Source organism: Exiguobacterium sp. s57, assembly GCF_018617685.1.
Lineage (GTDB): Bacteria > Bacillota > Bacilli > Exiguobacteriales > Exiguobacteriaceae > Exiguobacterium > Exiguobacterium marinum.
The window spans coordinates 294,727-319,447 of record NZ_JACSKR010000002.1; the positions used below are offsets into that span (position 1 = coordinate 294,727).

The window sequence follows — 24,721 nt, forward strand, 5'->3', positions numbered from 1 at the left end:
TCGTTCCGTAAGCGGCGACCACGTCACAGCGGCTAGAACGAGTACGAAAATGTCCCTTTCCCTTCCCAACCGACGATAATGAGAACACCTACCGTTGCCAATCCGAGCGCTCCAATTTTGACAGGAGTCAGTCGTTCCTTCAACAGGATTCGGGCAAATAAGACCACGAAATCGGGAGTCGCTGCGGTTACAAACGACCCGGTATGTGCATTCGATAGCTTCGTTCCGATAAATTGAAATGAAATCGAAGCAACGTATCCAATGACATCGACGAGTCCGTTCCATTTCCAATCCGTCCGTCGAACCGAATCCCGCCCCATATACTCACCGCAAGGGTCAAACTGAGTGCTCCTAGCCATTCTTTCCTCATTTCCTCGCATCCTCAATGACGCCTATATGAGACGTCATCGTTTCAATTTCTTCCACTTACATTGTCAGCCATATGAAAAACGCTTACAATCAAGGTATAGATTGAATGGAAAGGAGGGAGAAAGGTGAAATTTGTCGGCCGTACGTATTGGACAACTGAACATTTGTACATTTTGCGTGCGATTTTTCACGATGTCGCTTAATCAAGGGACCCGTCTGTCCTTTTTAGACATTGCTGAATATACGACAATGCGCCTCTCTCTCTAAATCGAGCGCTTCTTTGCGCTCGGTTTTTTTGATAGGCCCTAACCTTAGGAGGAACCTATTATGTTAATCGATCTTCAACACATTCAAAAACAATACGGTGGGCACCCCGTTCTCACAGATACGAATTTATTTATGAATGAAAACGAACGAGTCGGACTCATCGGTCGAAACGGAAGCGGCAAAACGACACTGTTACGCATCATTGTAGGCTCTGAAGAACATGACGCCGGGACGATTTACCGTCGGCAACGACTCTCCATCGGCTATTTGGTCCAGCTTCCTGACTATCCCGAACGCAGTGGCCGTGACGTCCTGTACACTGCTTTTGAGGAAGTGATTCGCTTAAGCGAAAAGATGGCTCGTCTCGAGCAAGAGATGGCAACGTCCGAACAGCTCGAACGCCTTCTCGAATCATACGGTGCCACCCAAGCACAATTCGAGCATGCGGGTGGATATGTCTACGAGTCAAAAATCAGCGCAATGATTGATGGACTAAAATTGACCTCATTTGTGGATCAACCGTTCGATACGCTTAGCGGTGGTGAACGAACAAAAATCGGACTCGCCTTAGCTCTCCTACAAGAACCAGAGTTACTCATCTTAGATGAACCGACGAACCATTTGGATTTAGAGGCGATGACGTGGCTCGAGTCCTATTTACAGGATTACGCCTCAGCGCTCCTCATCGTTTCCCATGATCGGGTTTTCTTGGATGCGATTGCCACGCGCATCGTCGAGTGTGAAGACGGTGAATTGACGAGTTATCCCGGAAACTATACCGATTTTGTCGCACAAAAAGAAAAACAGCTGCTCGATCAGTTCCATGCCTATACCGAGCAGCAAAAGAAGATTAAAAAGATGAAAGAAACGATTCGGCAGTTACGGCAATGGGCCAACGAAGGCAATCCACCGAATGAAAAGTTTTATCGTCGCGCCAAATCGATGGAAAAGGCATTCGAACGAATTGAACGAATCAAGAAACCACAACTCGAAGCCGATCAACCGAACATCCATTTCACGACGAACGGACGAACCGGACGCGACGTCTTTGAGGTGACGGATGCGACACTCCGTTACGACCGACCGCTTTTCGAAGGTGTGAATTTTTACACAGGCCACGGGGAGCGTGTCGCCATCGTCGGACCGAACGGAAGCGGAAAGTCTTCTCTTTTAAAGCTGTTGCTCGGTCAAGTCGCACCGCAAATCGGTACCGTCCGTCGAGCCGACCAAGCGAAAATCGGTTATCTATCACAACACATCACGTTCGATGAATCCCATCGATTAATGGAGGCGTTCCGGGATCGGATCGCTGTCGATGAAGGAAAAGCGCGTCACCTTCTCGCCCAATTCTTATTTTACGGGGCGAGTGTGTTTAAACCCGTGTCGAACTTGAGCGGCGGTGAGAAGATGCGACTCATGCTCGCCATCCTCGTCCATGAAGAAATCAATGTCCTCGTCTTAGATGAACCGACGAACCATTTGGATATCGAATCGAGAGAAGCACTTGAAGAGGCGTTAGAACGTTTTCCTGGAACGGTCGTCACCGTATCACACGATCGCTACTTTCTGAATAAATTATTTCCGGTGACGTATTGGCTTGACGGGACGATGACACGTTTTGAAGGCAGCGTCGCCTATGCCCTCGAAAAACGCGAACACGACTCAAGCGAGCAGCCTAAAACGGAGCACGCAAAACCATCGAAATCGATAAAGCAGACAAAAACCGCTTCGTCTACGATGGATGAGGAAGCCCATTTGACACAATTAGAAGCAGAACATCAAGCATTGCTTCAACAGATGAATGAATTGGATGACCTCGATGAGTTAATGGCACTCCAACGTCAAGTCGATGCGTTGCAGCAAGAAATCGATGACGTGATGACACGTTTACTCGAATCCTTTTAAAAAGAAGCGGCACCCGATCAAGGGCGCCGCTTCTTTTGCTCGAATCGAGTCTGTATGAAATAGCCGATGACCGCGATAGCCATCAATCCAATCGGTAACAGACGGTAAAGACCTTCCATCGTTCCCGTGGTCAAAAGAATCATGCCACTAAAGAACGTCCCGAACCAATATAACTTTGGCATGAGATCCCTCCATCACTGCATTCACTCAATAGAATACCACAAGAAAAGCGCCCATACTCGGCGCTTTTCTCGATTCTCTAGTCCCCGGACTTTCATCCAACCAAGTTTCTACTCGATTGACCGTCCCATCTATGATTTGGTTCGACTAGAGATGTCCAAGTCAGCGTGACGCATCATTCGAATCGATGCATTGTCCATTGGTTCACCAGTTGTTTTCACATCCTAAAGAATGAAATCGAACAAGTGACTCGTAGACGCTTTGATTGAATGGGCACAACAGGACTTGGGACCTATGTTGTCCACCTATGACGCGGATCTTGTGGGATTCCTTATACAAACAGTATGTCTGGTATGTTTGCTTCGATAGCAAACAGAGGCCGACGCATCATCGTTTGGAATACACGATTCACGTTTACATGGACTTTCCCACCCTCTTTCTGCCATCAGCTACAGGTGACAAATATGCCCCCTGTTCCCCGACTCATTTCAGAAAGTGAATGGTTACATGTATACAATATCCGTTTTTAGCATCCTTCAATCCTCGTTCACGATTTCTCCATAATCATTTTATACATAATGTGTCAGCGCGTAGGCGACCCCATCTTCTTCCACGTCCTTTGTGATATGCGTACTCAAATCTTTTAACGGGTCTACCGCATTTCCCATCGCAATTCTTGTTTCGGCTACTTCAAACATCGATACATCGTTCAAATTATCTCCGATAGCGACGACATCACGCATCGAAACCTGATAATGATCAGCTAATTGTTTTAGCGCCTCACCCTTACTCGCATGAGGATGACCAATCTCAATCTTCGTCCATCCTGCTGTCGTAATCAAAATATCATCCCGTGGCTCATAGATTTTACGCAAGCGATGTAACTTTTGGCGATCGAACGAATAGACAAACACCTTATACACTTCATCTTGCGCAAAGTCGATGTCTTCCATCGAATCCATATACGTCAGACCGAATTGCTCATTTTGGATTTCAATCTCACGCTCCGCCCATTCGCGCGTGAACGATTGATCGTGAGGTAATACATCATCAAGTTCTCGTTTTAACAAGTCACTGCCTGACTGAAGGACTTTCACACCCGCATTCGTATAAAATTCGACGTACGCGTCATGCTCCTTGGCAATCTCCCACAGTCCGTTAACGACGAATTGGTCCATGGCGTGATAATAAATTCGCTTGTCCTCATAAAAGCCGATTGCTCCGTTTCCAGACAGAATTGGACAGACGAGATCACTACGCTTCAATAACTCTTCGATATCATGAATCGAGCGCCCTGAACAAATCGCTACGATGTCACCGTCCTCTTGTCGACGACGAATCGTGTCCCGGTTTGCATTTGTTATCACACCCGTACGCGATAGCAACGTTCCATCTAAGTCAATCGCAATCAATTTCATCATATTCCCTCCTCTTTATTTCTTTTCCCGAATCAAGTATTCAAAACACGATGGATTATATATCCTGTTTGCAATGTAGATAATAGGGAATCGATTACTAGTCCTAAATAATAATTATACCGAAAGGAGACAACATGAAGGATTCTACACAAAAACCACGTTTGAACCGGGTGTTTTATATTTCAGCAAGTTTAATCGCCTTACTCGTTTTATTCGGAGCCATTGCGCCAACCGTATTTTCCTCGATTGCAGGATCTATTTTCAACTTTACGACTCGCTCGTTCGGTTGGTTCTACTTACTTGCTGTTTTCTTGTTTGTGCTCTTTTTAATCTTTTTGGCCTTTAGTAAATACGGAAAAATCCGTCTCGGTAAAGATGACGACCGCCCTCAATATCCTTTCTTCACCTGGATTGGCATGCTATTTTCTGCCGGATTTGGAGTTGGTCTCGTCTTTTGGGGTGTTGCCGAACCGATGAGTCACTTTTTCACGCCGCCGTACGCGGATACAGAGGCATTGACTGTTGAAGGCGCCCGCCTCGCGATGGCGTATTCGTTTTTCCATTGGGGTGTCAGCCAATGGTCTGTGTTCGCAATTGTCGGGCTAATTATCGCTTATTTCCAGTTCCGACGAAATGCAGATGGACTCATCTCCACCAGCCTCTCTCCCCTTATTAAAGAGCGTCCGTATAAACAACCTTTAAATCAGACAATCGATATTTTAGCGGTCATCGCTACCGTCATGGGAGTCGCAACATCACTTGGTTTAGGTGTTCTTCAAATCAATGGTGGACTGAACAGTGTGTTCGGACTCCCAAATACCGCTTGGATGCAAGTCACAATCATCGTCGTCTTGACCGCCCTCTTTTTAACCTCGACGACGACCGGTCTCGATCGCGGCATCAAATGGCTGAGTAACATTAACTTAGGTACAGCGCTTGTGTTGATGGTCTTCGTCTTTTTTGCCGGTCCGACCATCTTCATTCTAGAGACACTTACGCTCGGTCTAGGTGATTACTTACAAAACTTCATTCGCTATAGCCTTCGTCTGCAACCGTATCAGCAAGGAACGTGGGTCCGAGATTGGACCATCTTTTACTGGGCATGGGCCATCGCTTGGTCACCATTTGTCGGGGCGTTCGTGGCACGTGTTTCTCGGGGACGAACGATTCGCGAATTCGTGGTCGGTGTCCTAATCGTTCCGCCTTTCATCGCGCTCCTTTGGATTGCCGTGTTTGGGGGTACCGCTTTACATCTAGATTTGTTTGAAGGTACTTCAATCGCACAAGCCGTCGATGCGGATGTGACGAGCGCATTGTTTGTGACGTTTGCCGAGCTCCCGTTCAGCCTCATCCTGTCGGTGTTATCCATCCTGCTAATTTTGACTTTTTTAATCACATCGGCAGACTCTGCCACATATATCATTAGCAGTATGACGACGAACGGAAGTTTGAACCCTCCCCTTCCGGTCCGAATCGCCTGGGGTGTTTTGTTAGGAGGAATCGCGGCGGTCCTATTGATTGCGAGCGGCCTTGAAGGACTGCAAACCGCTTCCTTAATTTCCGCCTTACCCTTCACCATCATCCTTTTATTGATGGTCTTCACACTATTCAAGCTACTCCGACAAGAGAATATACGAAAAATAAAATAAGTTACACTCCTAAACGCTCAAGATCACGCTTGAGCGTTTTTTAGTTTGACTCGCCGACACCTCGTTGTTTGTTGACTTCCTCATGACCGATTGCTACGATTTTGACAACGTACAAGCTTTAAAGGGGGAATATGGGGAGATGAACGATTTCACACGTACTTACGCACAACAACTAGACAAACAAGACCCGCTCGCATCGTACCGGGAAGAGTTTTATTTACCGGAAGACGGGATTTATATGGATGGGAATTCACTCGGTCTCTTATCAAAACGAGCCGAGCGAACACTTCTTGAGTCGCTTGCGGATTGGAAAGAGCTCGGGATTGACGGTTGGATGTCTGGTCGTCATCCTTGGTTCAACTTGTCCGAAGAGTTGGCCGCACTGAACGCGCCGCTCATCGGTGGAAAGTCGGAAGAAGTGATGGTGACCGGTTCGACGACGGTGAACTTGCATCAACTCGTCGCTTCTTTCTTCAAACCAGAAGGCAAACGAACGAAGATTTTAGCAGACGCCCTCACGTTCCCGTCTGATATTTACGCTCTGAAGAGTCAGCTCGAATTGCGTGGACTCGATCCTGTGGAGCACCTCGTTCAAGTCGACAGTCCGGATGGGCGATTCTTAGTCGAAGACGATTTGATTGCCGCGATGACCGACGAAATCGCCCTCATCGTATTGCCGACTGTCCTCTACCGGAGTGGTCAAATTTTAGATATGCCTCGTCTAACGAAGGCGGCACACGAGCGTGGGATTTTAATCGGCTTCGATGCCTGTCACTCCGTCGGTGCCATCCCTCATGACTTCCATGAATGGGGTGTCGATTTCGCTTACTGGTGCAACTATAAGCATTTGAACGGAGGTCCGGGAACGGTCGGTGGCTTGTTCGTTCATGAACGTCACTTCGGCACGACACCGGGACTGGCTGGATGGTTCGGTTCGCGCAAAGATAAGCAATTCGATATGAATCACACGATGACACCAGCCGAACATGCCGGTGCATTCCAAATCGGAACACCACACGTTATGAGTCTCGCTCCGCAGCTTGGTGCGCTCGAGATGTTTAACGAAGTCGGGATGGAAGCGATTCGCCAAAAATCACTCGCGCTCACGACGTATATGATGAATTTGATCGAAGAGATGCTCGCACCACACGGATTCTTCATCGGTAGCCCGACGGACACACGACAGCGCGGCGCCCATTTGAGCCTCGAACACCCGGAGGCGGCACGCATCTGTAAAGCGTTGAAAGAGCATCGCATCATCCCAGATTTCCGGGCACCGAACATCATTCGTCTCGCACCGGTCGCGCTGTACAACACGTTCACCGATGTGTATGACGTGATTGTGACGTTGAAAAAAATCATGGATGACAAAGAATATGAGGCGTTTGAGAACGTCCGTGAAGTGGTCGCATAAGGGGGAACTGTCATGAGTGAACGCACGGAACATAAAGTGGAAAAATCGATTCAAACCGACTTTTCGAAAGACATGTCGTACGGAGACTATTTGCAGCTCGACCCGATTTTATCGAGTCAGCACCGCCTTTCCGATCATCACGATGAAATGCTATTCATCATCATCCATCAAACGAGCGAATTGTGGATGAAACTCATCTTGCATGAATTGACGGCGGCCACGACAGCCATCACGAACGGCGAGCTCGAACGCTCATTCAAGATGCTTGCCCGTGTTTCGAAGATTCAGCAGCAACTCATCCAGTCATGGGGTGTCCTCGCGACGTTGACGCCGGCTGAGTATTTAGAGTTCCGGGACGAGCTCGGCTCCTCATCCGGTTTTCAATCTTACCAAAACCGACAAATCGAATTCGCGCTCGGCTTTAAAAATGCACGGACACTAAGCGTCTATGCGCATGATGAAACACTGTATCCACTGCTCGAAGGGGCGCTTCAAGCACCAAGCATTTATGACGTGACTGTCCGTGAGATGCATCGTAGGGGGCTTCCGATTGATGCGAGTGTGCTCGAACGAGATGTCACACAGGACTGGGAATGGAATGAAAGTGTTGAGAAGGCATGGGTCGAAATTTACCGGGACGTCGACACGTATTGGGACTTATACGAACTTGGTGAAAAGTTACTCGATATCGGCAGTCAGCAACAGATGTGGCGCTTCAACCATATGAGTACTGTGGAACGAATTATCGGGCAGAAGATGGGAACGGGTGGCTCGTCTGGCGTGAACTATTTACGACGTGTGCTCGACCACCGTTTCTTCCCTGAGCTTTGGACGGTCCGGACATCATTATAAGAGGAGCTGAACGAAATGACATGGATTGATGTATCACAGCCGCTTCACGCCGGTGTGACGACATGGCCGGGAGATACGAAGTTTTCGTACGAGATTGCTTGGCCAATGACACAGAGCGGTTCGGTCAATGTCGGGAAAGTGACGATGAGTTTACACGTCGGGACCCACATCGATGCGCCGTTTCATTTTGATGATCACGGACAGCGCGTCATCGACCTCGATCCTTCTATTTATATTGGCCCTGCCCGTGTCATTCATATGCCGCATAAGTCTAAAATTGAAGCGTCTGACTTGGACGGTCATGACTTGACCGGGGTCGAACGTCTCATTTTGAAGACAGATGGTTGGCCAGATAAACGCGTCTTTCCCGAGACGATTCCTGAACTGACGCCGTCTCTTGCCGATCGCCTCGGGGAACTCGGAATCTTCTTGATTGGACTCGATTTGCCATCCGTTGATGCGATTGACAGCAAAGAGATGAGCGCCCATCATGCGTTAGCACGAAATGGTGTGCACATCTTAGAAGGACTCGTCCTAGACAATATCTTGCCGGGGGATTATGACTTGAACGCTGTCCCCCTCCCGATTGTTGAAGGGGATGGAAGTCCAGTTCGCGCACTGCTTCGTCCTATATTATAAAGAGATAGCCGGAATCGGCTGTCTCTTTTTTGATTAGACAGGGATAGTTCAACGTTTGGCGAAATAGATGACATACGTTATGAAAGGAGGCAGATCGGGTTTGCAACGCATCTTATCCACTCTACGAAACGGTCTGCATACGTACCGTTACGACCTCATCGCCTTGACGATTATGCTGTCATGCATCTTCGTCTATGCGTACCCGCTCTTCTCCCCAGGAATGTTCGTCTTTAGCGATATCGCTTTTGGACTATCGTCCGACCGTTATATCGAGGAAATCTTCGGTGCCTGGAATGAACGATGGAGCACGACGACGTTGTTGAATATTCCTCGACTCGTCTTCATCGCACCACTTTATGGACTGAGTCTGTTGTTTGACGCGTCCGGACCATTCCTTATCAAATCATTCATCTTAACGTTGCTCATCGTTTCGGCGCTCAGTATGTACGCACTCGTCAAACGACTTCATTCGATTTATATCACGAAACAATTCCACCTGATGACACTCATGACGTTCACGCTCGCCGGGTTGTTTTATGCGTTAAACCCATGGATCATCACGCGCATTCAACACATTTATCTCCTGTGCGGCTATGCGTTGTTCCCGTTCGCACTCCTACTCTTCTTCAACTTGTTCGACCCGAAATTCCGATGTCAGCTAGACCCGGACTTTGCGTTCGATAAACGACTCTCACCGAGAATGTGGATGGATGCCATCGGGTTGTCTGTCACGTTCATGTTCATGTCGGCCGGGATTCATTACTTTTTCTTCTCGGCGATTTATATGGGAATCATGCTCAGTCTGATCGTTGCCAAAACCCTTTGGACCGAACGAAAGACGTTGCCGTTCAAATCGTTTTTCTTCTACTACGTCCGGCTTATCACTGCAGTCGGATTCGTATTCATCTTGTTCAATGGCTACTGGTTCTTTATGTATGTCGGTTCCATCTTGTTCGGGGCTCAGGCGTCCCAACACAACATCAACGTCACCGAGACGTTGATGTTGTTCAGTCGCAACTCTTCCATTGAGAACGTGTTGTATACCATCAGTTACTGGTGGCCAATGTTCGACTTGCATACACTTCCGCTGACGTTTTGGGTGGCAGGAGGCGTCTTGCTCTTCTTCATCGGAATTGGCTTTCTCGGTAGCTACAAACGACCGATTCACTTGTTCTTTGGTTTACTCGGCATCGGTTTGATCATTTTCGCGACCGGGACATACGAATGGGTCGCGACCGCGTTCGTCGCGCTCGTCACGTATACACCTTTAATTGGTCCGATGTTCCGCGACCCGAACAAGCTCGTCGGTCTATTGATTGTCAGCTACAGTCTACTGCTCTCGCTCGGAATTGGAATTGTCGATGCCAGACAGTCCAAGGCAATTCCCCGGCCGCTCTATCGCGGCATCCTTTTCATCGGTAGTTTTGTCGCCTTGATTCTTTTTATAAATCCGTATCGCACCGTCTATATGGAAGGGTTTTATAAGCCAGTCGATGTACCTGAAGAATACGTGACCATACAGGAAGAAATTGACGGGAAGTGGCTTCAGTTCCCGATTGCCGATGAGATGACCCAACCCATAACCGGGGTTGCGACACCGAGATGGAACCAAAATCCGATGCTCGGCGAGACGGTCAAACCGACAGGGGACTTCCATGTGTACAGTTCGCTTGAAAATACGGTGTTTCATCACGAAGGATCAACTCCTGCGATTCGTTATTTGTTCTCGCTCCTACAGTACCTGCTCGATACAGGACGGTCAGACGAAGCGAGTAACTTGATCAAAGTGTTCGGTGTCGACCAGTTCGCGTATCGGGATGAATATTTAGGGATGGAAGAACGACAGCAGTTCAACTTGGAGGTCCTCGCCTCGCAACGTGACTTACTCCGGACGAAACAAGTCGGGCTATTCACATTGTTTGATGTCATCGCCCCGCTCACCGACCGGACCGTCCCACAGCTCATCGTGACGCCTTACGGAATTGACCGTTCCATCACATATGGGACGCTTCCTGGGTATGAACAAGGGAAACAGTCGATTTTATTCACGACACAGCGACATAGCGACGACTTTGATTGGATTCGTCCGGGTGACGCAATCGAGATGATCGAACAAAAAGATATGCTCCTCAGTCAGGTACCAGACAACTATTACTGGAAGCCGTTTGAGGCGATCGATTCCGCCAATCCATTTCTCACGTGGGGCAAGACCCTTTTTGCGAACAGTGACTGGCGTTGGTATCAACAGACACAAGGCGTGAAAGATCCTGCGTTCGACTTTGATTTCGGAGACGGTGTCGGACTTTCGTTCGCCTCTGCCCGAATCGATGCCCCACCTTACGAGCTCGACGACTTACCGACAAAGCGCGTCGCTTCGTTCAACTCGATGCTCGAAGATGAAACGTTCTTCAAATCGGACAACCCAGACGTTGTCGACCTGTCACCTAACCCATTGTCTTCGACGAACGACGTACCGCTTCTTCAAGCCGAGGTCGCTAAAGGAGACCCGAACTATATTTGGCAAGTTGCGAAGTCTGGATTGTTGCCGGCGCTTCCGAATAACGCGTATCGATTCGATATCGTTGCATCAGGTCGAGGCGTCGACCGCTTGCATGTCAAAGTCCGTTTCTTCGATGCATCCGGGAAAGAAATTGATCAGACCTACGTCGTCGCCCCAAGAGATTCCGGGAATTTAGACGGGATTCACCTTCGCGGGGAATACGTGACACCACGGGCGGCTGAGACGATGCGCATCGATTTATTGAGTTATCAAAAACCAGAACGAAAAACGTACTGGTGGATTCATGATGTTCAAATCGAGAGCTTCGAGTCACACATGGTGCCGAACACATTCTCGATTACGAAAGAGACACCACCGGGGCGCTACATCGGATTTTCTCGTGTCTTATTAAATCAGAGTGGCGGACAGCTTGACGTCACCATCAACGATGACAAACAAATCCTCGAAACGACCCGACAAACGGGGGCACGGCTTGAGTGGGTACCACTCGGAATACATGATGTCGGGACAAAAGAGACGACCATCACCGTTGAGAATACAGTCGGTTTTAACGCGATTCAAAATATCGTCTTCTTGCCGGAAGATGAATGGACGTCCTTACAGCAATCACTTGAACAAGTGCTCAAGCCGACGAATACGTTCATGGTTCTCGAAGGTGAACAAGACTTTGATTACAGCGGGACGATTCAGTCCGAGCGTAACTACCCGTCGCTCAGTTTCGGGAAAGGCGTCTCGCTCACGTCCGGCGCGTTGTCACGGACGATTGACGTAGCAGAACCTGGCGATTACCGTTTCCATATCAATCTGACACCGCCTGTTTCAACAGACGGCACGATACGATTGCGTATCCTACAGGACGAAGAAGTCGTCCAAGAAGAAACGATTGATGTCACAGCGATGCGACAACTGCCTGATGTGAAAACAAATATCGGAACGCAGACGGTCACATATGATTCCCTACGTCGTGACTTCCCATACAAACTTCAGTCACTCAATGATATCCATCCGACTTTAAAACGTTGGACTCCGAATACATTTGAGATGGAACCGGGATCGTACACGCTCGAATTGGCTGTGGAAAGTCGCGTACCGTCACGAATCGAACTGGAAGATTTACGAAAGTTTGACCCGAACGAGATCGTCGTGACCGAACCACTCGCGACACCTGAAGCCGCCGCCACGTGTGCGACCTGTGTGTCCATTACAGATGATATGTTCGAATCAACAATCGAAGACGACACGTTTATCGCTTCTTATGAACCGACCTGTTCTTGTGACTGGTACATCTTCGCATCAGAACAAATCAAGGCACTCCCTGACCGAGAATATTTGGTCGCCTTCGATGCGCGGAGCGAACAGATTCGAAATCGACATGTGAAGATGTATTATCTCGATGAGGAACGTCGTGTAATCGGGACCGACTTCATCAGTGAAGTGGAAGAAGACCGTAAACCGACATGGAATCACTATGAACAGATTTTGATTCCACCAGAAGATACCGCCTCGATGCAGCTCCACATTTGGGCACGAGGAAATGTTGAAAATGAAGGACGACTGGAGATGAAAAACTTGAACGTCGTCCGCTACGATCACCTTCTGCTGACCGATCAAGTGACAGTCGAGGAAGTGACCGAACGTCCGTTGCTCGCTACAACAGAAGCCGAATCACTCGACGTGACGCGAAGTGTCATGAAACGGACGGTCTCTCACGAAGATTCACTCGGTCGCTTCACGTTGAACGACTCTCCGTCCCCATTATTCGAACTCTCGACAAATGAGGGCGAGCAGCGCGGTGAAGTCGCCTTGAATGGCGTGACACAACTGTACATGTCTTCTGAGAGCGATGTACAGGTGAATGCGATCTTACGTCTCGTCTACTTCGCGGGCATGATCCTTCTTCTATTCGCAACACCAATCTCGTTCTTCTTTTATTGGAACGCACGGCAGGATGGACCGTTCCTTCGCCGGATCCGTCATCGATTCAACAAAGCGTAGACCACATTTCAATGAGCGCCCATACGAAAGCCCACGTTCAATAAGAGACGTGGGCTTTGTGCGTGATGCAATTTTATCGTCTTGCCCGACTGACGGCCCGCTGTCGTCGTAGAAGAAGGACCATCGTCTTTAGGAATGCAATGGAATCTTTCACGAGGTCGACGTGAGACCCTTCACGTTCGATACAAGTCACCGGTTGTTGATAGACACGCAGACGCTCTTTTTTAGCGGCATACATCATCTCCAAATCGATGGCGAACCCGCTCGTTGCACTCAAATATGGGAGCAACCGCGGGATTGCCCGACGATTGATGATTTTCAGACCTGTCTGTGAATCCGAGACGCCTTCTGGTAAGAACGGTTTTGTGACAGTTCGTTTCGCGAAACTGACGAATTTCCGAACGAGACTCCGGTCTTCAATCGTCAAATCTTTCGTACCGATGACGATATCATAGTAATCATTTTCCGCAATGCTCAGTAGTTGAGCGATGTCATCAACTTTAAAGGAATTGTCTGCATCGACGAACACATAGTATTCGCTTGAGATATGCGTCATCCCCTCGATGAAGAGACCTGCTTTTTTCGTATTCTGTTTCAACTCATACATCTTTAAATAATCAATTTTGAACAACGTATCCGTCGCGTTCATGACGATGTCTCGATACTCCTGTAAGAGATGCTTCGATTGATCGGAAGAGGCATCATCTACAAAATAGATTGAACTGTGTAAATAGTTTCGTTCAATCATCTTGGTAAGAGATGTCAAAAAAGCATGAATGTGTGAAAACCGTTTCTCTTCGTTAAAAATTGGTAATATAAAGGCTACAGTCCCTTTTTTCACAGCGTATTCTGGATGATGGAGTCGCACCGGTGAAGTATTTGAGCAATGGTTGAACCAAAAGCTTGGAATCTTGATTCAGGAAGGGAGAACATCACGATTGGAATCGCGATGTCTACGTATTTTAACGAGACAATCATTCGAGACACGATTCAGTCCATCCAACAACAAACAGCCGAGTTTGTCTGTGTGATTGCGGATGACGGATCGACGGATCAAACGGTCGAGGTCATGCGAGAGCTGACCGCAGATGATGAACGATTCATCATCCTGTCACTTCCACACGGTGAGCGCGGGGTCGCCCGTAAAGAAGCGATCGGCCGTCTCCAAGAGCTCAATGTGGACATGCTGTACATCATTGACTCGGACATGGTATTGACCGAGGGACTGTTGACGAGTTGTTCACTTTACCTGAAACATCACGAAGATGTCGGCGCGCTCGTCATTCCAGAAGAGGCCTATAGCACGTACACGAACTTTTTCTCCAAAGTGAAGGTGTTTGAGCGTAACCTATTCCAAATTCCTGAAGAACGGATCGATGACCGCTCCATCGAGGCGGCACGCTTTTGGCGAATGGAGGCGTACGAAGCATCAGGTGGCATCACCCCCGCTCAAATCAGTTTTGAAGAAACGCAACCGACGATTCGTTACATCCAACAAGGCGGCATCATCCGACGCGCCACGTTCACTTCAGTGAAACATAACGAGAAGAAAGTGACACTTCAGAACTTGCTCGAGAAGAAGCGCTATTACTTCCAAGTGATGCCACAGACGCTCGAGACAGAGGAAGGTGGCTTTCGAAAGGCGCTGGCGCGTTGGTATTTCTTCAGACCGGTGCTATATCACCCATCAAACCTCAAAAAATATAGACGGCACCCGGTGTTAACACTAGGAATCGCCTACATGTACCTTCGCTTGACGATAATCGGGGTATCGCAACTCGTTACCCATAAGTTTGGGAAGAGCGATCCCGTGGCTGATACAAAATAAAATCTCCGTATTGGGTCGGGATGACGAAACGTTTCAATTCGTCCGTTTCCCCGGACCCGAACGGTACAACGAGATTTTCCGAGCTGACCAAATCACCGTTCTCATAAAACAGACAATACGTATGCCCAAGATCATCTAAAAACTCTGTCAGCACATCTGCGACTCGATACTTGTTCGTTTTCATATTGATGGCTTGTTGACCGACATCCTTTATGATGCGGATCACATACTCATCGATTTTCATTGGCTTCGTCATGATGCGCTTGATGTTTCCGTAATTGACGGCCGCAATCAACGTATGGGTATGCGTATAGTCGGTCAATACGATTTGATGAATGAGCGGAAAGTTTTTCTTCACGTAGGATAACAGTTCGACTCCATCTGTATGCGGAAGCCGTAATTCCGTGATGACGACGTCGATATCACTTGATTCTAGAATCTCAATCGCATCCGTCGCTTCTGTCGCTTCAAAAATGATCTCTCCTTCTTTCGTCAACAGACGAGCCAACGTTTTGCGCGTATGCTCGTGCGGTTCGACGAGTAAGTAATTTGCCATATTGTCTACCTCCATTTTCATTCAGAAAGGGTGTCACAAAGTGAAACTACTCCTGTTATCAGGTGGGTCTGGAAAGCGTCTATGGCCACTTTCAAACGATATTAATTCTAAACAGTTCATTCGATTGCTCGATGACGGAAAAGGTTCTAAACAATCCATGATTGAACGTGTCTTTTCCCAGTTAAGTGATATGCAATTAGATCGGGATGCCTTTATTTTAACAAATGCGCTCCAACGTGATGCCATTGTCTATCAAATCGGAACCGATGCCAATATCATTACCGAACCGAGCCGTCGCGATACGTTCCCCGCCATCATGCTCGGTGCCAGTTATTTGAACGAACAACGTGTCGACCCGGATGAGACGGTACTCGTGATGCCGGTCGATGCTTATGTCGACCTTCGCTTTTTTGAATATTTCCCTCAAGTTGAGCAAGTTGTACAAGCCAGTGATGATGCTTTGCATTTGATTGGTGTCACGCCTCTTCATCCAACATCGAAGTATGGATATATCGTGCCAAATGAGACGGCTCAAGTTTCTTCCGTCCGCTTATTCCAGGAAAAACCGTCCGTGAATGTAGCAGAGCAATTAATTGAGCAAGACGCGCTTTGGAACTGCGGAATTTTCGCTTGTAAACTTCATCTGTTACTCGATGAACTGACGGAACGAAACTTACCGACATTCTATTCAGACCTCACATCACGCTATGATGAGTTAGCAAAAACTTCGTTTGACTACGCTGTCGTTGAACATGCAAAATCCGTATTCGTTCATCGCTACGATGGAGATTGGAAAGACTTAGGGACATGGAATACGCTAACTGAAGAGATGACAGCGACATCGCACGGTCAAGTCGACTTGTTTCAGTCAACAAACACGCATATAATCAACGAATTGAACCTTCCGTTAATTGGAATTGGACTCGAAGACCTCGTGGTCGCCGTCAACGCGGATGGTATTCTCGTATCAGCAAAAGAGGCGACCCCACAGTTGAAAGATTATCTCGCATCTTCTGACGACTATCCGAAATTCAAATGGAAGCGCTGGGGACAATCGGAAGTGATCCATCACGAGACGCTTGCGGATGGGAATCATAGTGTGACGCGACGAATGCTCGTTCAAGCAGGGAAAGAACTCAGTTACCATTACCATGAAGAAACCGATACGATTTGGACGATGTTACAAGGTACAGCGACCGTGACGATTGATGGGCAATCCTTTGAGTCGAAGCCGACCGACGTCATCTCGATTCAACGCGGCGTGGCCCACACGCTCAAAGCACACGAAGAGGTTGTGTTGATCGAAGTTCAGTATTCAAACGACTGGACACTTGACGATGCATGTCCTGTACCGTCTCCACTTGATAAACAATATTGACGTGATGCTTCGTTGAAACAGCAACTTCACTTGTAACGATTCCCATCTTTCCTGTGAATAAGTGAGGTTTATTCCCATCTAAATATACCCTTAAAAAGGGATTTCATATCCAATTTATGAAGAGTGATGTGTGAACTCAAAAAACCTCACGATGCCTTACCCGAAATCGAGGCACCATGAGGTTTTAACACATTATTTGATTAATTCGAGCTCTACTGGGATGTTCTCTTCCACCGTTTCTCCGCTCAAGTGGTTGATTGCAGCTTCTACGCCCAACTTTCCAATCTCAGTCGGTTTTTGTGCGACGGTCGCTGCCATTGTTCCCTCTTCGACTGCATTGACTGCATCGTCTGTCGCATCGAATCCGATGACTTTGACATCACTCATACCAGCCGCATCAAGCGCTTGTACGGCACCGAGTGCCATCTCGTCGTTATGTGCGAATACAGCGACGATATCTTTGTTGTCTTGTAAAATATTCTCCATGACCGTCAATCCTTCTGCACGGTCAAAGTTCGCAGATTGTTTCGCGACTACCTCGAGTTTCCCATCGATTGCTTCGTTGAACCCTTGACCACGGTCACGTGTCGCAGATGCCCCAGGAATCCCTTCGAGCTCGACGACTTTTTGACCTTCACCTACGAGTTCAACCATGTAGTCTCCTGCCAATTGGCCGCCTGCAACGTTATCTGATGCCACGTGTGCGACGACGTCACCTGTTTCAGCGTTACGGTCTACCGTGATGACGGGAATGCCTGCATCGTTCGCTGCCTGTACTGCCGCACCGACCGCTTCTGAATCCGTCGGGTTGATGAGGATCAAGTCCATTCCCTTTTGAATCATGTCTTCAACGTCATTCACTTGCTTCGCAGCATCGTTTTGTGCGTCCGCTACAGTCAAAGTCGCATCCATCTCTTTTGCCTGCTCTTCTGCCCCTTCTTTCAATGCGACGAAGAACGGGTTGTTCAATGTCGAGATGGATAAGCCGATTTCATAATCCCCATCTTTCGTTTCCGTCTCAGAGTTTGATCCTGGTTGTTCAGTCGAGCAAGCTGCCATTAGTACCATTGTCAGTGCGAGTAGCCAAGCTGTCCATTTTTTCATGTTCCGTTTCCCCTTTCGCGTGTTACGCGTTTTGTCGACGATCAAGTAATACTGCAAACAATATAACTGCACCTTTTACGACGAGTTGGAAGAAAGATGACACGCCGAGAAGGTTCAATCCGTTGTTTAACGTTCCGATGATGAGTGCCCCAATCAACGTTCCGACAATCCAGCCTCGCCCACCCGCAAGACTCGTTCCCCCGAGAACGACAGCCGCGATGGCATCGAGTTCATACGACGTCCCAGCCGTCGGTTGTGCGGAGTTGAGGCGCGATGTCAAAATGATACCGGCGAGTGCTGCAAGCATCCCGGATAGCGAGTAAATCATGATTTTGACTTTATTGACGCCAATTCCCATCAATTTAGCTGCTTCTTCATTTCCACCAATCGCATACGTATGACGACCGAATGTCGTTTTTTTCAAGATAAAATAAAGGACACCAAATGCGAGGAGCATCGTCAATGCCGGCACTGGAATAATCCAGAAATAGCCGCGCCCGAGCATCTCGAACCAACCGGAATCTCCGAGACCCGTGATTGGTCGACCGTCCGTATAGACGAGCGTCAATCCACGGTAAATCGTCATCGTGGCTAATGTCGCGATAAACGGCGCCACTTTCCCGTACGTGATGACCGTACCGTTAAAGGCACCGAGAAGAGCACCTGCAATCAAACCGAGCGCAACGGCCATAACGGCATGTTGACCATCCACCATCATACCCGCTACCAATGCAGACGAGAGAGCTAAAATCGATCCGACCGATAAGTCAATTCCACCTGTCAAGATGACAAACGTCATCCCGAAGGCAATCAAGGCATTGATGGACACTTGTCGAAGTACGTTAAAGATGTTATTTAATGATAAAAATCCTGGTTCGAGCGCCGTCACGACGACGACGATGACGAGTAGACCAAACAATGGGCCTAACTTTTGTCCCCATCCGAGTCGACCCGGGCGCTTCAGTGCGGTCGTTGCTTTCAATTCCATGTCATTGCCCTCCTGTCGCATACGTCATAACTTTTTCTTGCGTCGCCTCTTGTTTCGTGAGCGTACCAGTGATGACACCTTCCCTCATGACGACGATGCGGTCACTCATCCCGAGCACTTCCGGTAAATCAGAAGAGACCATGATGATGGCAACACCTGATTCCGCGAGATCGCTCATGATGTTATAAATTTCTTTCTTGGCGCCGACATCGACGCCACGGGTTGGTTCATCCAAAATCAAGACGTCCGGCTCGACACCTAACCATTTACCGAGCACAATCTTCTGTTGGTTCCCACCGGACAGCGATTTCACTTTTTGTTCCATCGAATGGTGCTTGACCCGCAGTTTTTGCAAGTACGTCTCCGCGAACGTCGCTTCTTGATGTTTCGAGATGACGGACCCTTTCGTCCGCTTGTCGAGTGTCGGGAGTGACAGATTTTCTCGGAGCGAGAAGTCGAGTAGCAACCCCTCTCCTTTTCGGTCCTCTGTCAAAAATGCGATGCCGTGCTTGATGGCGTCTGCTGGAGTTTTGATGCGAATCGGTTTCCCGTTCAGTTTAATGACTCCTCCTTTATGAGTGTCCGCCCCGAACAGGGCACGCATCACCTCGGTCCGTCCCGCTCCCATCAACCCTGAGAATCCGATGATTTCTCCTGCGCGAACGTTAAACGATACATTGTGGAACCGGTTACCTATTAAATCATTTACTTCGAGCACGATGTCCCCGAGCGTCGCAGTGCGTGTCGGATACCGTTCACCGATTTCACGTCCGACCATGTCGCGTACGGTTTCCTCAAAGGAAGTGTCTTGAATCATACGTGTTGAGATGGACTGTCCGTCCCGAAGTACGGTAATACGGTCACACAAGTCAAAAATTTCTTCCATCCGGTGGGAGATGTAGATGATAGATACTCCCTGGTCCCGTAATGCCCGTGATACGGCGAAGAGTGCCTGAATTTCGCGGTCCGTCAAGGCAGCTGTCGGTTCATCCATGACGATGACTTTCGCGTCCGTCATGAGCGCCTTCGCAATCTCAATCATCTGTTGCTGACCGACAGATAAATTGCGTGCCACTTCATTGACGTCCATGAAGACATTCAATTCTGCTAAATACTCCCGAGCCCGCCTCGCCATCTCTTGCTGTTTGATTGTCCCAAACGACCCCGTCAGTTCTCGACCGAGAAACAGGTTCTCCGTCACCGTCATCTCAGGTAAGATATTGAGTTCTTGATGAATGAAGGCGATGCCTTCTTGCTCCGCTTCTTTTGGGTGCTTGAATTGCCGTCTCTTCTCATCGATCAGGATCTCTCCTTCATCTTGAGCGTGAAGACCGGTCATCACTTTCATCAACGTCGATTTCCCGGCACCGTTCTCACCCATGAGCGCATGAATCTCTCCAGGTAACAGTTCAAAATTGACTCCTTTTAAGACGGAGACTGGCCCGAACGACTTATGGATGCCTTTCAACTGAATATGCATCGAATCCCCCCTTAAAAAATGACCCCGGCGTGTAAGATAACGTTGGCGTAAGGTGTCGCTTCCCCAGTTCGAATGACCACTTTTGCTTTTGCGACTTCTCGTTTAAAGTCTTCATGCGAACACATGTCGATGCTCGTGTACCGTTCTTTCAGTGAATCCGCAATCGTCGGGTTGTGTGTGAGAATTTCCTCGGCAATTGTAATGCGCTCCACGACCATATCAGAGTCAACGGCATCTAGTACGTCTAAAAAAGAAGGTTCCCCGATGCGAAGACTGAGATCGACACGCTTCACACCGTCCGGAATCGGCAACCCGCAATCCGCGATGACGACTCGATCCGTATGTCCGAGGTCAGCAAAGATTTTAGCTAAATGACTATTCAAAATTCCTTGTTTTTTCATCACACGCGCTCCAATCGTTGTTGTACATCTTGCCGTGTCGGCATACCACCTTGTGCACCAAAACCTTCGACACTCATTCCTGACGCGACCACAGCAAATCGAACAGCTGCCTCTAGGTCACCCTGTTCACCAAGTGCGACAGCAAGTGCCCCGTTGAACGTATCCCCGGCTCCTGTCGTATCGACGACGTTCGCTCGAATGGCGGGTACGTGTCGCACCTGTTTCCCATCGTGGAATCGAACGCCATGGACGCCTTCCGTGACAAGTAGCTTGTTCGGATAGCGTTCGAGAACGTCATCTACGGACATTCCGTTAAATAAGTCACGGCACTCATGTTCGTTCGGTGTCAGATAGGTGACTTGTTCAACCACTTCTGGCGGAAGCGGTTGAGACGGTGCCGGATTGAGTAACACTGGTATCCCTTTTGACTGACAATAAGACGTCACTTGTTTGACCGTTTCAATCGGAATCTCGAGCTGTAAAAGTACGAACGACTGCTCATCGAGAAGTTGATTCAGTTCATCCTCCGTGAAGACGACCTTCTTGTTCGCCGATTGGACGACGACAATCGAATTATCCTCTTCTGCCAATACGATGTGAGCTGTACCGGTCACTTCATCTGGTATAATGCGAACGTGCGTGACATCGACGTTGTGCTGTTTGAAGTTTTCGACAACCTGTTGTCCGAACGGATCACTTCCGACACAGCCGACCATCTTTACAGCGCCGCCTAGCTTGGAGGCAGCGACTGCCTGGTTCGCACCTTTCCCCCCTGGAACGGTACGGAACGACTCACCGATGACCGTTTCCCCTGCTCTTGGACGTTTGTCGGACGTGACGACGAGGTCCATCGATATACTGCCAATGACAACAATGCGTTTCATTCTTTATCTCTCCTTCCGCTTTGTCGTTTGTCTTTCAAGTAACGTGACCGGTAATAGCATCTCTTTCGGTCGCGTGTCTTTCTTCTCAATCAAGTCCAGTAATCGTTCGGTCGCGACTCGTCCCATCTCATAGATGGGTTGCACGATGGTCGTCAGTGGTGGAGACGTCATCTCACCTAGCTCGATTCCGTCATACCCGATGACCTGCAGTTCTTCCGGGACACGAATGTTCCGACGGACGGCTTCCTGCAACACAGCGGCCGCAATCACATCGTTCGCTGCGAAGATCCCATCGAACGGCCAGGAATGGTCGAATAGTTGTTGGGATGCTTTCAAAGCATCTTTAAACGTGAAAGTCGATTCGGTCATTCCGACAAGCTTGTCTCCTGCCGCTTCGACGAATCCTTCCGTCCGACGTTTGACTGTCTTTAAATGATCCGGACCCGCAATATGTGCCAGTCTTGTCGCACCACGTTCTAGCAACGTGTCGGCCGCCAACTTCCCACCCTCATATCCGTCAGATATAACCGCATCGATGCCCGCTTTCACGATTCGGTCAAGTGCGACCATGGGTAAATCTAACGTCTCGTAATTCGGATTGTGTGAATGGTTCGTCGTGATAATCAAGCCATCGACGTGCATCGTCTGCAGGGCAATCAAATACGTCTGTTCTTTTTCAAGTTGTTCGTCCGTGTTACATAAGACGACTTGATACCCGTGCTGATTTGCAACGTCCTCAATCGCCCGAGCCAACTGTGGAAAGAACGGGTTCGTGATGTCTGGCATGATGAGCCCAATCAAATTAGACGATTTTTTATAGAGTGAACGCGCGACTCGATTTGGTGCGTAGTTCAATTCCGCAATCGCCTTTTCAACCGCTTCTTTCGCCTCTTCGCTCACATATCCGCTTTTGTTCATGACGCGTGACACTGTCGCCACCGAGACGTTTGCGTGTTTTGCCACTTGCTTGATGGTCGCCATTTGACATCCTCCGTTCTGGAAACGCTTACAAAACCATCTTAATGTGTAACCGGTTACATATCAAGGGTTTTTTTGTGATTTCATGAAAAAACACACTGAACTCATTCTCAGTGTGTGATTGAAACAGGGTTTAGTTGTACATAGACGAGGCAATCTACCGTTCGCCCATCGAGTCGGGTCAGTTCCTGTGTCTTCGTGAAGGCATAGGTAAAGCCTGACTTTTCCACGACGCGTCGCGATTGATCATTGAAGCTGAAATAGCCGCACCAAATCCGCTCTAGCTTTAACTCTTCGAATCCGAATCGAATCATCGCCTGAACGGCTTCCGGCACGTAACTATTCCCCCAATGATCTGGACTGAGCACATAGCCGATCTCACGTTGTGCATCATGTTGAATCGACGGATCCGGTCTTCGATCATGTAGTCCGATGCTGCCGATCACTTGCCCGGTCTCTTTCAAGACGATGGCCCATACATCGGCTTCCTCGATAAACAGTTGAATGACGTCCCTCGTTTCGTCAATCGATTCATGGGGTGCCCAACCCGCCATCGGTCCGACACGCTCATCTTTTGCGTAATGATACATATCTTCTGTGTCTTCTAACGTAAATGCTCGTAACATCAATCGTTCTGTCTCTAGAGTGATCATATCAACCCGTCCTTTTACTTTGAGTTGTTTCCTCCACCGACCTAATGGGAAACGTTAGGCGAGGAGGAATGAACATGCCATTTGATTATGATTTAAACTTCGATGAAATCGACTTCCGACAACAACCCGAACTGTACCGGGTCGGCCGTGGCGAACAAGGTGTGCTACTCATCGAACCGTATAAAAGTGAAATTTTGCCGCATTGGCGATTCAAGACACCTGAAATTGCCCAGCAATCCGCTGAAGAAATCATGGAGCTGTTTGAAACATATCGCGCGAACGATGATTTCGTCGGGATGGATATGGCCCGAAAGTTCATCCAAATGGGCTATACACGGGCCCGGCGCTATGCCAATTATAAAGGCGGTCGTAAATATAAAGAAGACGGTGACATTCATGAGCGTCAAATCGATGAGGAGAAGGCAGAGTCCGCTCGTATCTTCAAAACGTATTGGGATCAGCTCCGTGCCGATGACGATTATTTACGACGTAAAAAGGCACATCAAAAACAGTACGGGTGAACTACTCGCCACAAGCGGAACAAATTTGTGTTGATGCGTACCATTGATTTGCCTTGATGAGTGTCCGTCCATAATCGCCTGATACGTCATCAACTCGGTGATTCCCTCTTCAGAATGCGGTTGATTATAAAAGTCATAAGGAGCTCCGTAGGTCCATTCTTGAATTTGACCTGCCCATTCACGCGTCATCGGTCGGTGATGCATTCGTCTTCCCCCCATGCTCTTTTTCGCCATTTCTATGTAAAAAAGATGAGGTTTCCCCCATCTTTATTTTCGAACCCATTCTGCCGTCATCGCGACATCCGCCGTATGCATGAGATTGTGGATTGGACATCGTGCTTCGACGCCTTTCCGTAATTCCGCAATCCGCTCATCCGATTCGGTCGTGTCGAGTACGATTTTCATATGAACCGACTCGAAGTAAGTGCGCACACCTTCCATCCCTTGGAACCCTCGTGGATCGAGTGTCCCTTCCGTCACGAACTCGACCCCTTCATACTCAAAGCTCATGTCCTGGGCGACATAAGCAATCATGACGGTCGTACAAGACGATAATGCTCCGAGAAGATATTCGAGTGGGTTCGGCCCCATATTCGTTCCACCGAGTCGCTCCGGCTCATCTACGATAAAAGGGGTGTGTTCTCCTACACGCACAGTCGTCTTGACGCCTCCAGCCTCTCCTTCGGCGCGCATCGTCACTAACGGTCTTTCTGACATGTTCCATCCTCCTCTCAATGATTA

Annotated in this window: 23 protein-coding genes; 9 read left to right on the plus strand and 14 right to left on the minus strand. The window is 48.5% G+C overall.

Going from position 1 to position 24,721, the window contains the following annotated elements; all coding sequences use genetic code 11:
* Positions 1–32: 32 nt before the first annotated feature.
* Complete coding sequence (locus KNO98_RS07880; RefSeq protein ID WP_251129529.1) at positions 33–359, minus strand: DMT family transporter; 327 nt, start codon at positions 357–359, stop codon at positions 33–35.
* A 337-nt stretch (positions 360–696) separates the two neighbouring features.
* Between KNO98_RS07880 and abc-f the strand changes: the two genes are divergently transcribed.
* Positions 697–2,541 carry a ribosomal protection-like ABC-F family protein gene (gene abc-f, locus KNO98_RS07885; protein WP_214700381.1) on the plus strand — a complete coding sequence of 615 codons (1,845 nt, stop codon included), beginning with the start codon at positions 697–699 and terminating at the stop codon, positions 2,539–2,541.
* A 17-nt stretch (positions 2,542–2,558) separates the two neighbouring features.
* Here the strand turns inward: abc-f and KNO98_RS07890 are convergent, their stop codons facing one another.
* Entirely contained in the window at positions 2,559–2,723 is a 165-nt protein-coding gene (locus KNO98_RS07890; protein ID WP_026824932.1) for a hypothetical protein, read from the minus strand.
* Between the two features lie 567 nt (positions 2,724–3,290).
* Positions 3,291–4,139 (minus strand): Cof-type HAD-IIB family hydrolase, encoded by an 849-nt coding sequence (locus KNO98_RS07895; protein ID WP_214700383.1) that lies wholly within the window; start codon positions 4,137–4,139, stop codon positions 3,291–3,293.
* A gap of 134 nt (positions 4,140–4,273) precedes the next feature.
* Here KNO98_RS07895 and KNO98_RS07900 point away from each other — a divergent pair, with 134 nt between their 5' ends.
* The 5 genes from KNO98_RS07900 (at position 4,274) to KNO98_RS07920 (ending at position 13,209) form a co-directional block, all read left to right on the plus strand.
* Positions 4,274–5,788: a BCCT family transporter gene (locus tag KNO98_RS07900; RefSeq protein ID WP_214700384.1), complete on the plus strand. Its 1,515-nt coding sequence runs from the start codon at positions 4,274–4,276 to the stop codon at positions 5,786–5,788.
* Between the two features lie 139 nt (positions 5,789–5,927).
* The gene (gene kynU / locus KNO98_RS07905) at positions 5,928–7,202 is read left to right on the plus strand and encodes a kynureninase (RefSeq protein WP_214700385.1); all 1,275 of its coding nucleotides are present in this window, start codon (positions 5,928–5,930) and stop codon (positions 7,200–7,202) included.
* Positions 7,203–7,214: 12 nt separating this feature from the next.
* Positions 7,215–8,054, plus strand: a complete 840-nt coding sequence (gene kynA / locus KNO98_RS07910; RefSeq protein WP_214700386.1) for a tryptophan 2,3-dioxygenase — start codon at positions 7,215–7,217, stop codon at positions 8,052–8,054.
* A gap of 15 nt (positions 8,055–8,069) precedes the next feature.
* Positions 8,070–8,693 carry an arylformamidase gene (gene kynB / locus KNO98_RS07915; RefSeq protein ID WP_214700387.1) on the plus strand — a complete coding sequence of 208 codons (624 nt, stop codon included), beginning with the start codon at positions 8,070–8,072 and terminating at the stop codon, positions 8,691–8,693.
* Between the two features lie 100 nt (positions 8,694–8,793).
* A complete protein-coding gene (locus tag KNO98_RS07920) occupies positions 8,794–13,209 on the plus strand; it encodes an ABC-2 family transporter permease (RefSeq protein ID WP_214700388.1) in 4,416 nt (1,471 codons plus the stop codon).
* Between the two features lie 73 nt (positions 13,210–13,282).
* Here KNO98_RS07920 and KNO98_RS07925 read toward each other — a convergent pair whose 3' ends face one another.
* Positions 13,283–14,077, minus strand: a complete 795-nt coding sequence (locus KNO98_RS07925) for a glycosyltransferase (protein ID WP_353047757.1) — start codon at positions 14,075–14,077, stop codon at positions 13,283–13,285.
* An 18-nt stretch (positions 14,078–14,095) separates the two neighbouring features.
* On the opposite strand from KNO98_RS07925, the gene KNO98_RS07930 reads away from it, so the two are divergent.
* The gene (locus KNO98_RS07930) at positions 14,096–15,037 is read left to right on the plus strand and encodes a glycosyltransferase family A protein (protein ID WP_214700390.1); all 942 of its coding nucleotides are present in this window, start codon (positions 14,096–14,098) and stop codon (positions 15,035–15,037) included.
* Here the strand turns inward: KNO98_RS07930 and KNO98_RS07935 are convergent.
* Entirely contained in the window at positions 14,991–15,593 is a 603-nt protein-coding gene (locus tag KNO98_RS07935; RefSeq protein ID WP_214700391.1) for a response regulator, read from the minus strand. The two genes, KNO98_RS07930 and KNO98_RS07935, sit on opposite strands and share 47 nt — an antisense overlap.
* A 40-nt stretch (positions 15,594–15,633) precedes the next feature.
* Here KNO98_RS07935 and KNO98_RS07940 point away from each other — a divergent pair, with 40 nt between their 5' ends.
* Positions 15,634–16,971 (plus strand): sugar phosphate nucleotidyltransferase, encoded by a 1,338-nt coding sequence (locus KNO98_RS07940; protein ID WP_214700392.1) that lies wholly within the window; start codon positions 15,634–15,636, stop codon positions 16,969–16,971.
* Between the two features lie 192 nt (positions 16,972–17,163).
* Here the strand turns inward: KNO98_RS07940 and rbsB are convergent, their stop codons facing one another.
* From rbsB to KNO98_RS07975, 7 genes are all read right to left on the minus strand, one after another.
* Positions 17,164–18,075 carry a ribose ABC transporter substrate-binding protein RbsB gene (gene rbsB / locus KNO98_RS07945; protein WP_026824922.1) on the minus strand — a complete coding sequence of 304 codons (912 nt, stop codon included), beginning with the start codon at positions 18,073–18,075 and terminating at the stop codon, positions 17,164–17,166.
* Positions 18,076–18,097: 22 nt separating this feature from the next.
* The gene (locus tag KNO98_RS07950; RefSeq protein WP_084483555.1) at positions 18,098–19,063 is read right to left on the minus strand and encodes an ABC transporter permease subunit; all 966 of its coding nucleotides are present in this window, start codon (positions 19,061–19,063) and stop codon (positions 18,098–18,100) included.
* Position 19,064: 1 nt separating this feature from the next.
* Positions 19,065–20,543: a sugar ABC transporter ATP-binding protein gene (locus KNO98_RS07955; protein WP_214700393.1), complete on the minus strand. Its 1,479-nt coding sequence runs from the start codon at positions 20,541–20,543 to the stop codon at positions 19,065–19,067.
* Positions 20,544–20,554: 11 nt separating this feature from the next.
* Positions 20,555–20,944, minus strand: coding sequence for a D-ribose pyranase (gene rbsD, locus KNO98_RS07960; protein ID WP_026824919.1), 390 nt, complete (start codon positions 20,942–20,944; stop codon positions 20,555–20,557).
* Positions 20,944–21,828, minus strand: coding sequence for a ribokinase (gene rbsK / locus KNO98_RS07965; RefSeq protein WP_026824918.1), 885 nt, complete (start codon positions 21,826–21,828; stop codon positions 20,944–20,946). The genes rbsD and rbsK overlap by 1 nt, the downstream gene beginning before the upstream one ends.
* A 3-nt stretch (positions 21,829–21,831) precedes the next feature.
* Positions 21,832–22,809 (minus strand): LacI family DNA-binding transcriptional regulator, encoded by a 978-nt coding sequence (locus KNO98_RS07970; protein WP_026824917.1) that lies wholly within the window; start codon positions 22,807–22,809, stop codon positions 21,832–21,834.
* Positions 22,810–22,916: 107 nt separating this feature from the next.
* On the minus strand, positions 22,917–23,459 hold the full coding sequence (locus KNO98_RS07975) for a GNAT family N-acetyltransferase (RefSeq protein WP_214700394.1): 543 nt from the start codon (positions 23,457–23,459) through the stop codon (positions 22,917–22,919).
* A gap of 74 nt (positions 23,460–23,533) precedes the next feature.
* On the opposite strand from KNO98_RS07975, the gene KNO98_RS07980 reads away from it, so the two are divergent.
* Positions 23,534–23,980, plus strand: coding sequence for a DUF4385 domain-containing protein (locus KNO98_RS07980; protein WP_026824915.1), 447 nt, complete (start codon positions 23,534–23,536; stop codon positions 23,978–23,980).
* Here KNO98_RS07980 and KNO98_RS07985 read toward each other — a convergent pair.
* Complete coding sequence (locus tag KNO98_RS07985) at positions 23,942–24,184, minus strand: hypothetical protein (RefSeq protein ID WP_214700395.1); 243 nt, start codon at positions 24,182–24,184, stop codon at positions 23,942–23,944. The genes KNO98_RS07980 and KNO98_RS07985 overlap by 39 nt on opposite strands.
* Positions 24,185–24,247: 63 nt before the next feature.
* Positions 24,248–24,697 carry an OsmC family protein gene (locus tag KNO98_RS07990; RefSeq protein WP_026824913.1) on the minus strand — a complete coding sequence of 150 codons (450 nt, stop codon included), beginning with the start codon at positions 24,695–24,697 and terminating at the stop codon, positions 24,248–24,250.
* Between the last annotated feature and the right edge of the window lie 24 nt (positions 24,698–24,721).

Bases quoted from the DNA above. Each gene is read 5' to 3' on its own strand.
- KNO98_RS07950 (WP_084483555.1), bottom strand. From the start codon at position 19,063: ATGGAATTGAAAGCAACGACCGCACTGAAGCGCCCGGGTCGACTCGGA.
- KNO98_RS07935 (WP_214700391.1), bottom strand. From the start codon at position 15,593: ATGGCAAATTACTTACTCGTCGAACCGCACGAGCATACGCGCAAAACG.
- KNO98_RS07955 (WP_214700393.1), bottom strand. From the start codon at position 20,543: ATGCATATTCAGTTGAAAGGCATCCATAAGTCGTTCGGGCCAGTCTCC.
- rbsB (WP_026824922.1), bottom strand. From the start codon at position 18,075: ATGAAAAAATGGACAGCTTGGCTACTCGCACTGACAATGGTACTAATG.
- kynA (WP_214700386.1), top strand. From the start codon at position 7,215: ATGAGTGAACGCACGGAACATAAAGTGGAAAAATCGATTCAAACCGAC.
- KNO98_RS07890 (WP_026824932.1), bottom strand. From the start codon at position 2,723: ATGCCAAAGTTATATTGGTTCGGGACGTTCTTTAGTGGCATGATTCTT.
- rbsK (WP_026824918.1), bottom strand. From the start codon at position 21,828: ATGAAACGCATTGTTGTCATTGGCAGTATATCGATGGACCTCGTCGTC.
- KNO98_RS07970 (WP_026824917.1), bottom strand. From the start codon at position 22,809: ATGGCGACCATCAAGCAAGTGGCAAAACACGCAAACGTCTCGGTGGCG.
- KNO98_RS07990 (WP_026824913.1), bottom strand. From the start codon at position 24,697: ATGTCAGAAAGACCGTTAGTGACGATGCGCGCCGAAGGAGAGGCTGGA.
- kynU (WP_214700385.1), top strand. From the start codon at position 5,928: ATGAACGATTTCACACGTACTTACGCACAACAACTAGACAAACAAGAC.
- KNO98_RS07895 (WP_214700383.1), bottom strand. From the start codon at position 4,139: ATGAAATTGATTGCGATTGACTTAGATGGAACGTTGCTATCGCGTACG.
- rbsD (WP_026824919.1), bottom strand. From the start codon at position 20,944: ATGAAAAAACAAGGAATTTTGAATAGTCATTTAGCTAAAATCTTTGCT.
- KNO98_RS07985 (WP_214700395.1), bottom strand. From the start codon at position 24,184: ATGCATCACCGACCGATGACGCGTGAATGGGCAGGTCAAATTCAAGAA.
- KNO98_RS07980 (WP_026824915.1), top strand. From the start codon at position 23,534: ATGCCATTTGATTATGATTTAAACTTCGATGAAATCGACTTCCGACAA.
- KNO98_RS07930 (WP_214700390.1), top strand. From the start codon at position 14,096: ATGGTTGAACCAAAAGCTTGGAATCTTGATTCAGGAAGGGAGAACATC.
- KNO98_RS07975 (WP_214700394.1), bottom strand. From the start codon at position 23,459: ATGATCACTCTAGAGACAGAACGATTGATGTTACGAGCATTTACGTTA.
- kynB (WP_214700387.1), top strand. From the start codon at position 8,070: ATGACATGGATTGATGTATCACAGCCGCTTCACGCCGGTGTGACGACA.
- abc-f (WP_214700381.1), top strand. From the start codon at position 697: ATGTTAATCGATCTTCAACACATTCAAAAACAATACGGTGGGCACCCC.
- KNO98_RS07900 (WP_214700384.1), top strand. From the start codon at position 4,274: ATGAAGGATTCTACACAAAAACCACGTTTGAACCGGGTGTTTTATATT.
- KNO98_RS07880 (WP_251129529.1), bottom strand. From the start codon at position 359: ATGGCTAGGAGCACTCAGTTTGACCCTTGCGGTGAGTATATGGGGCGG.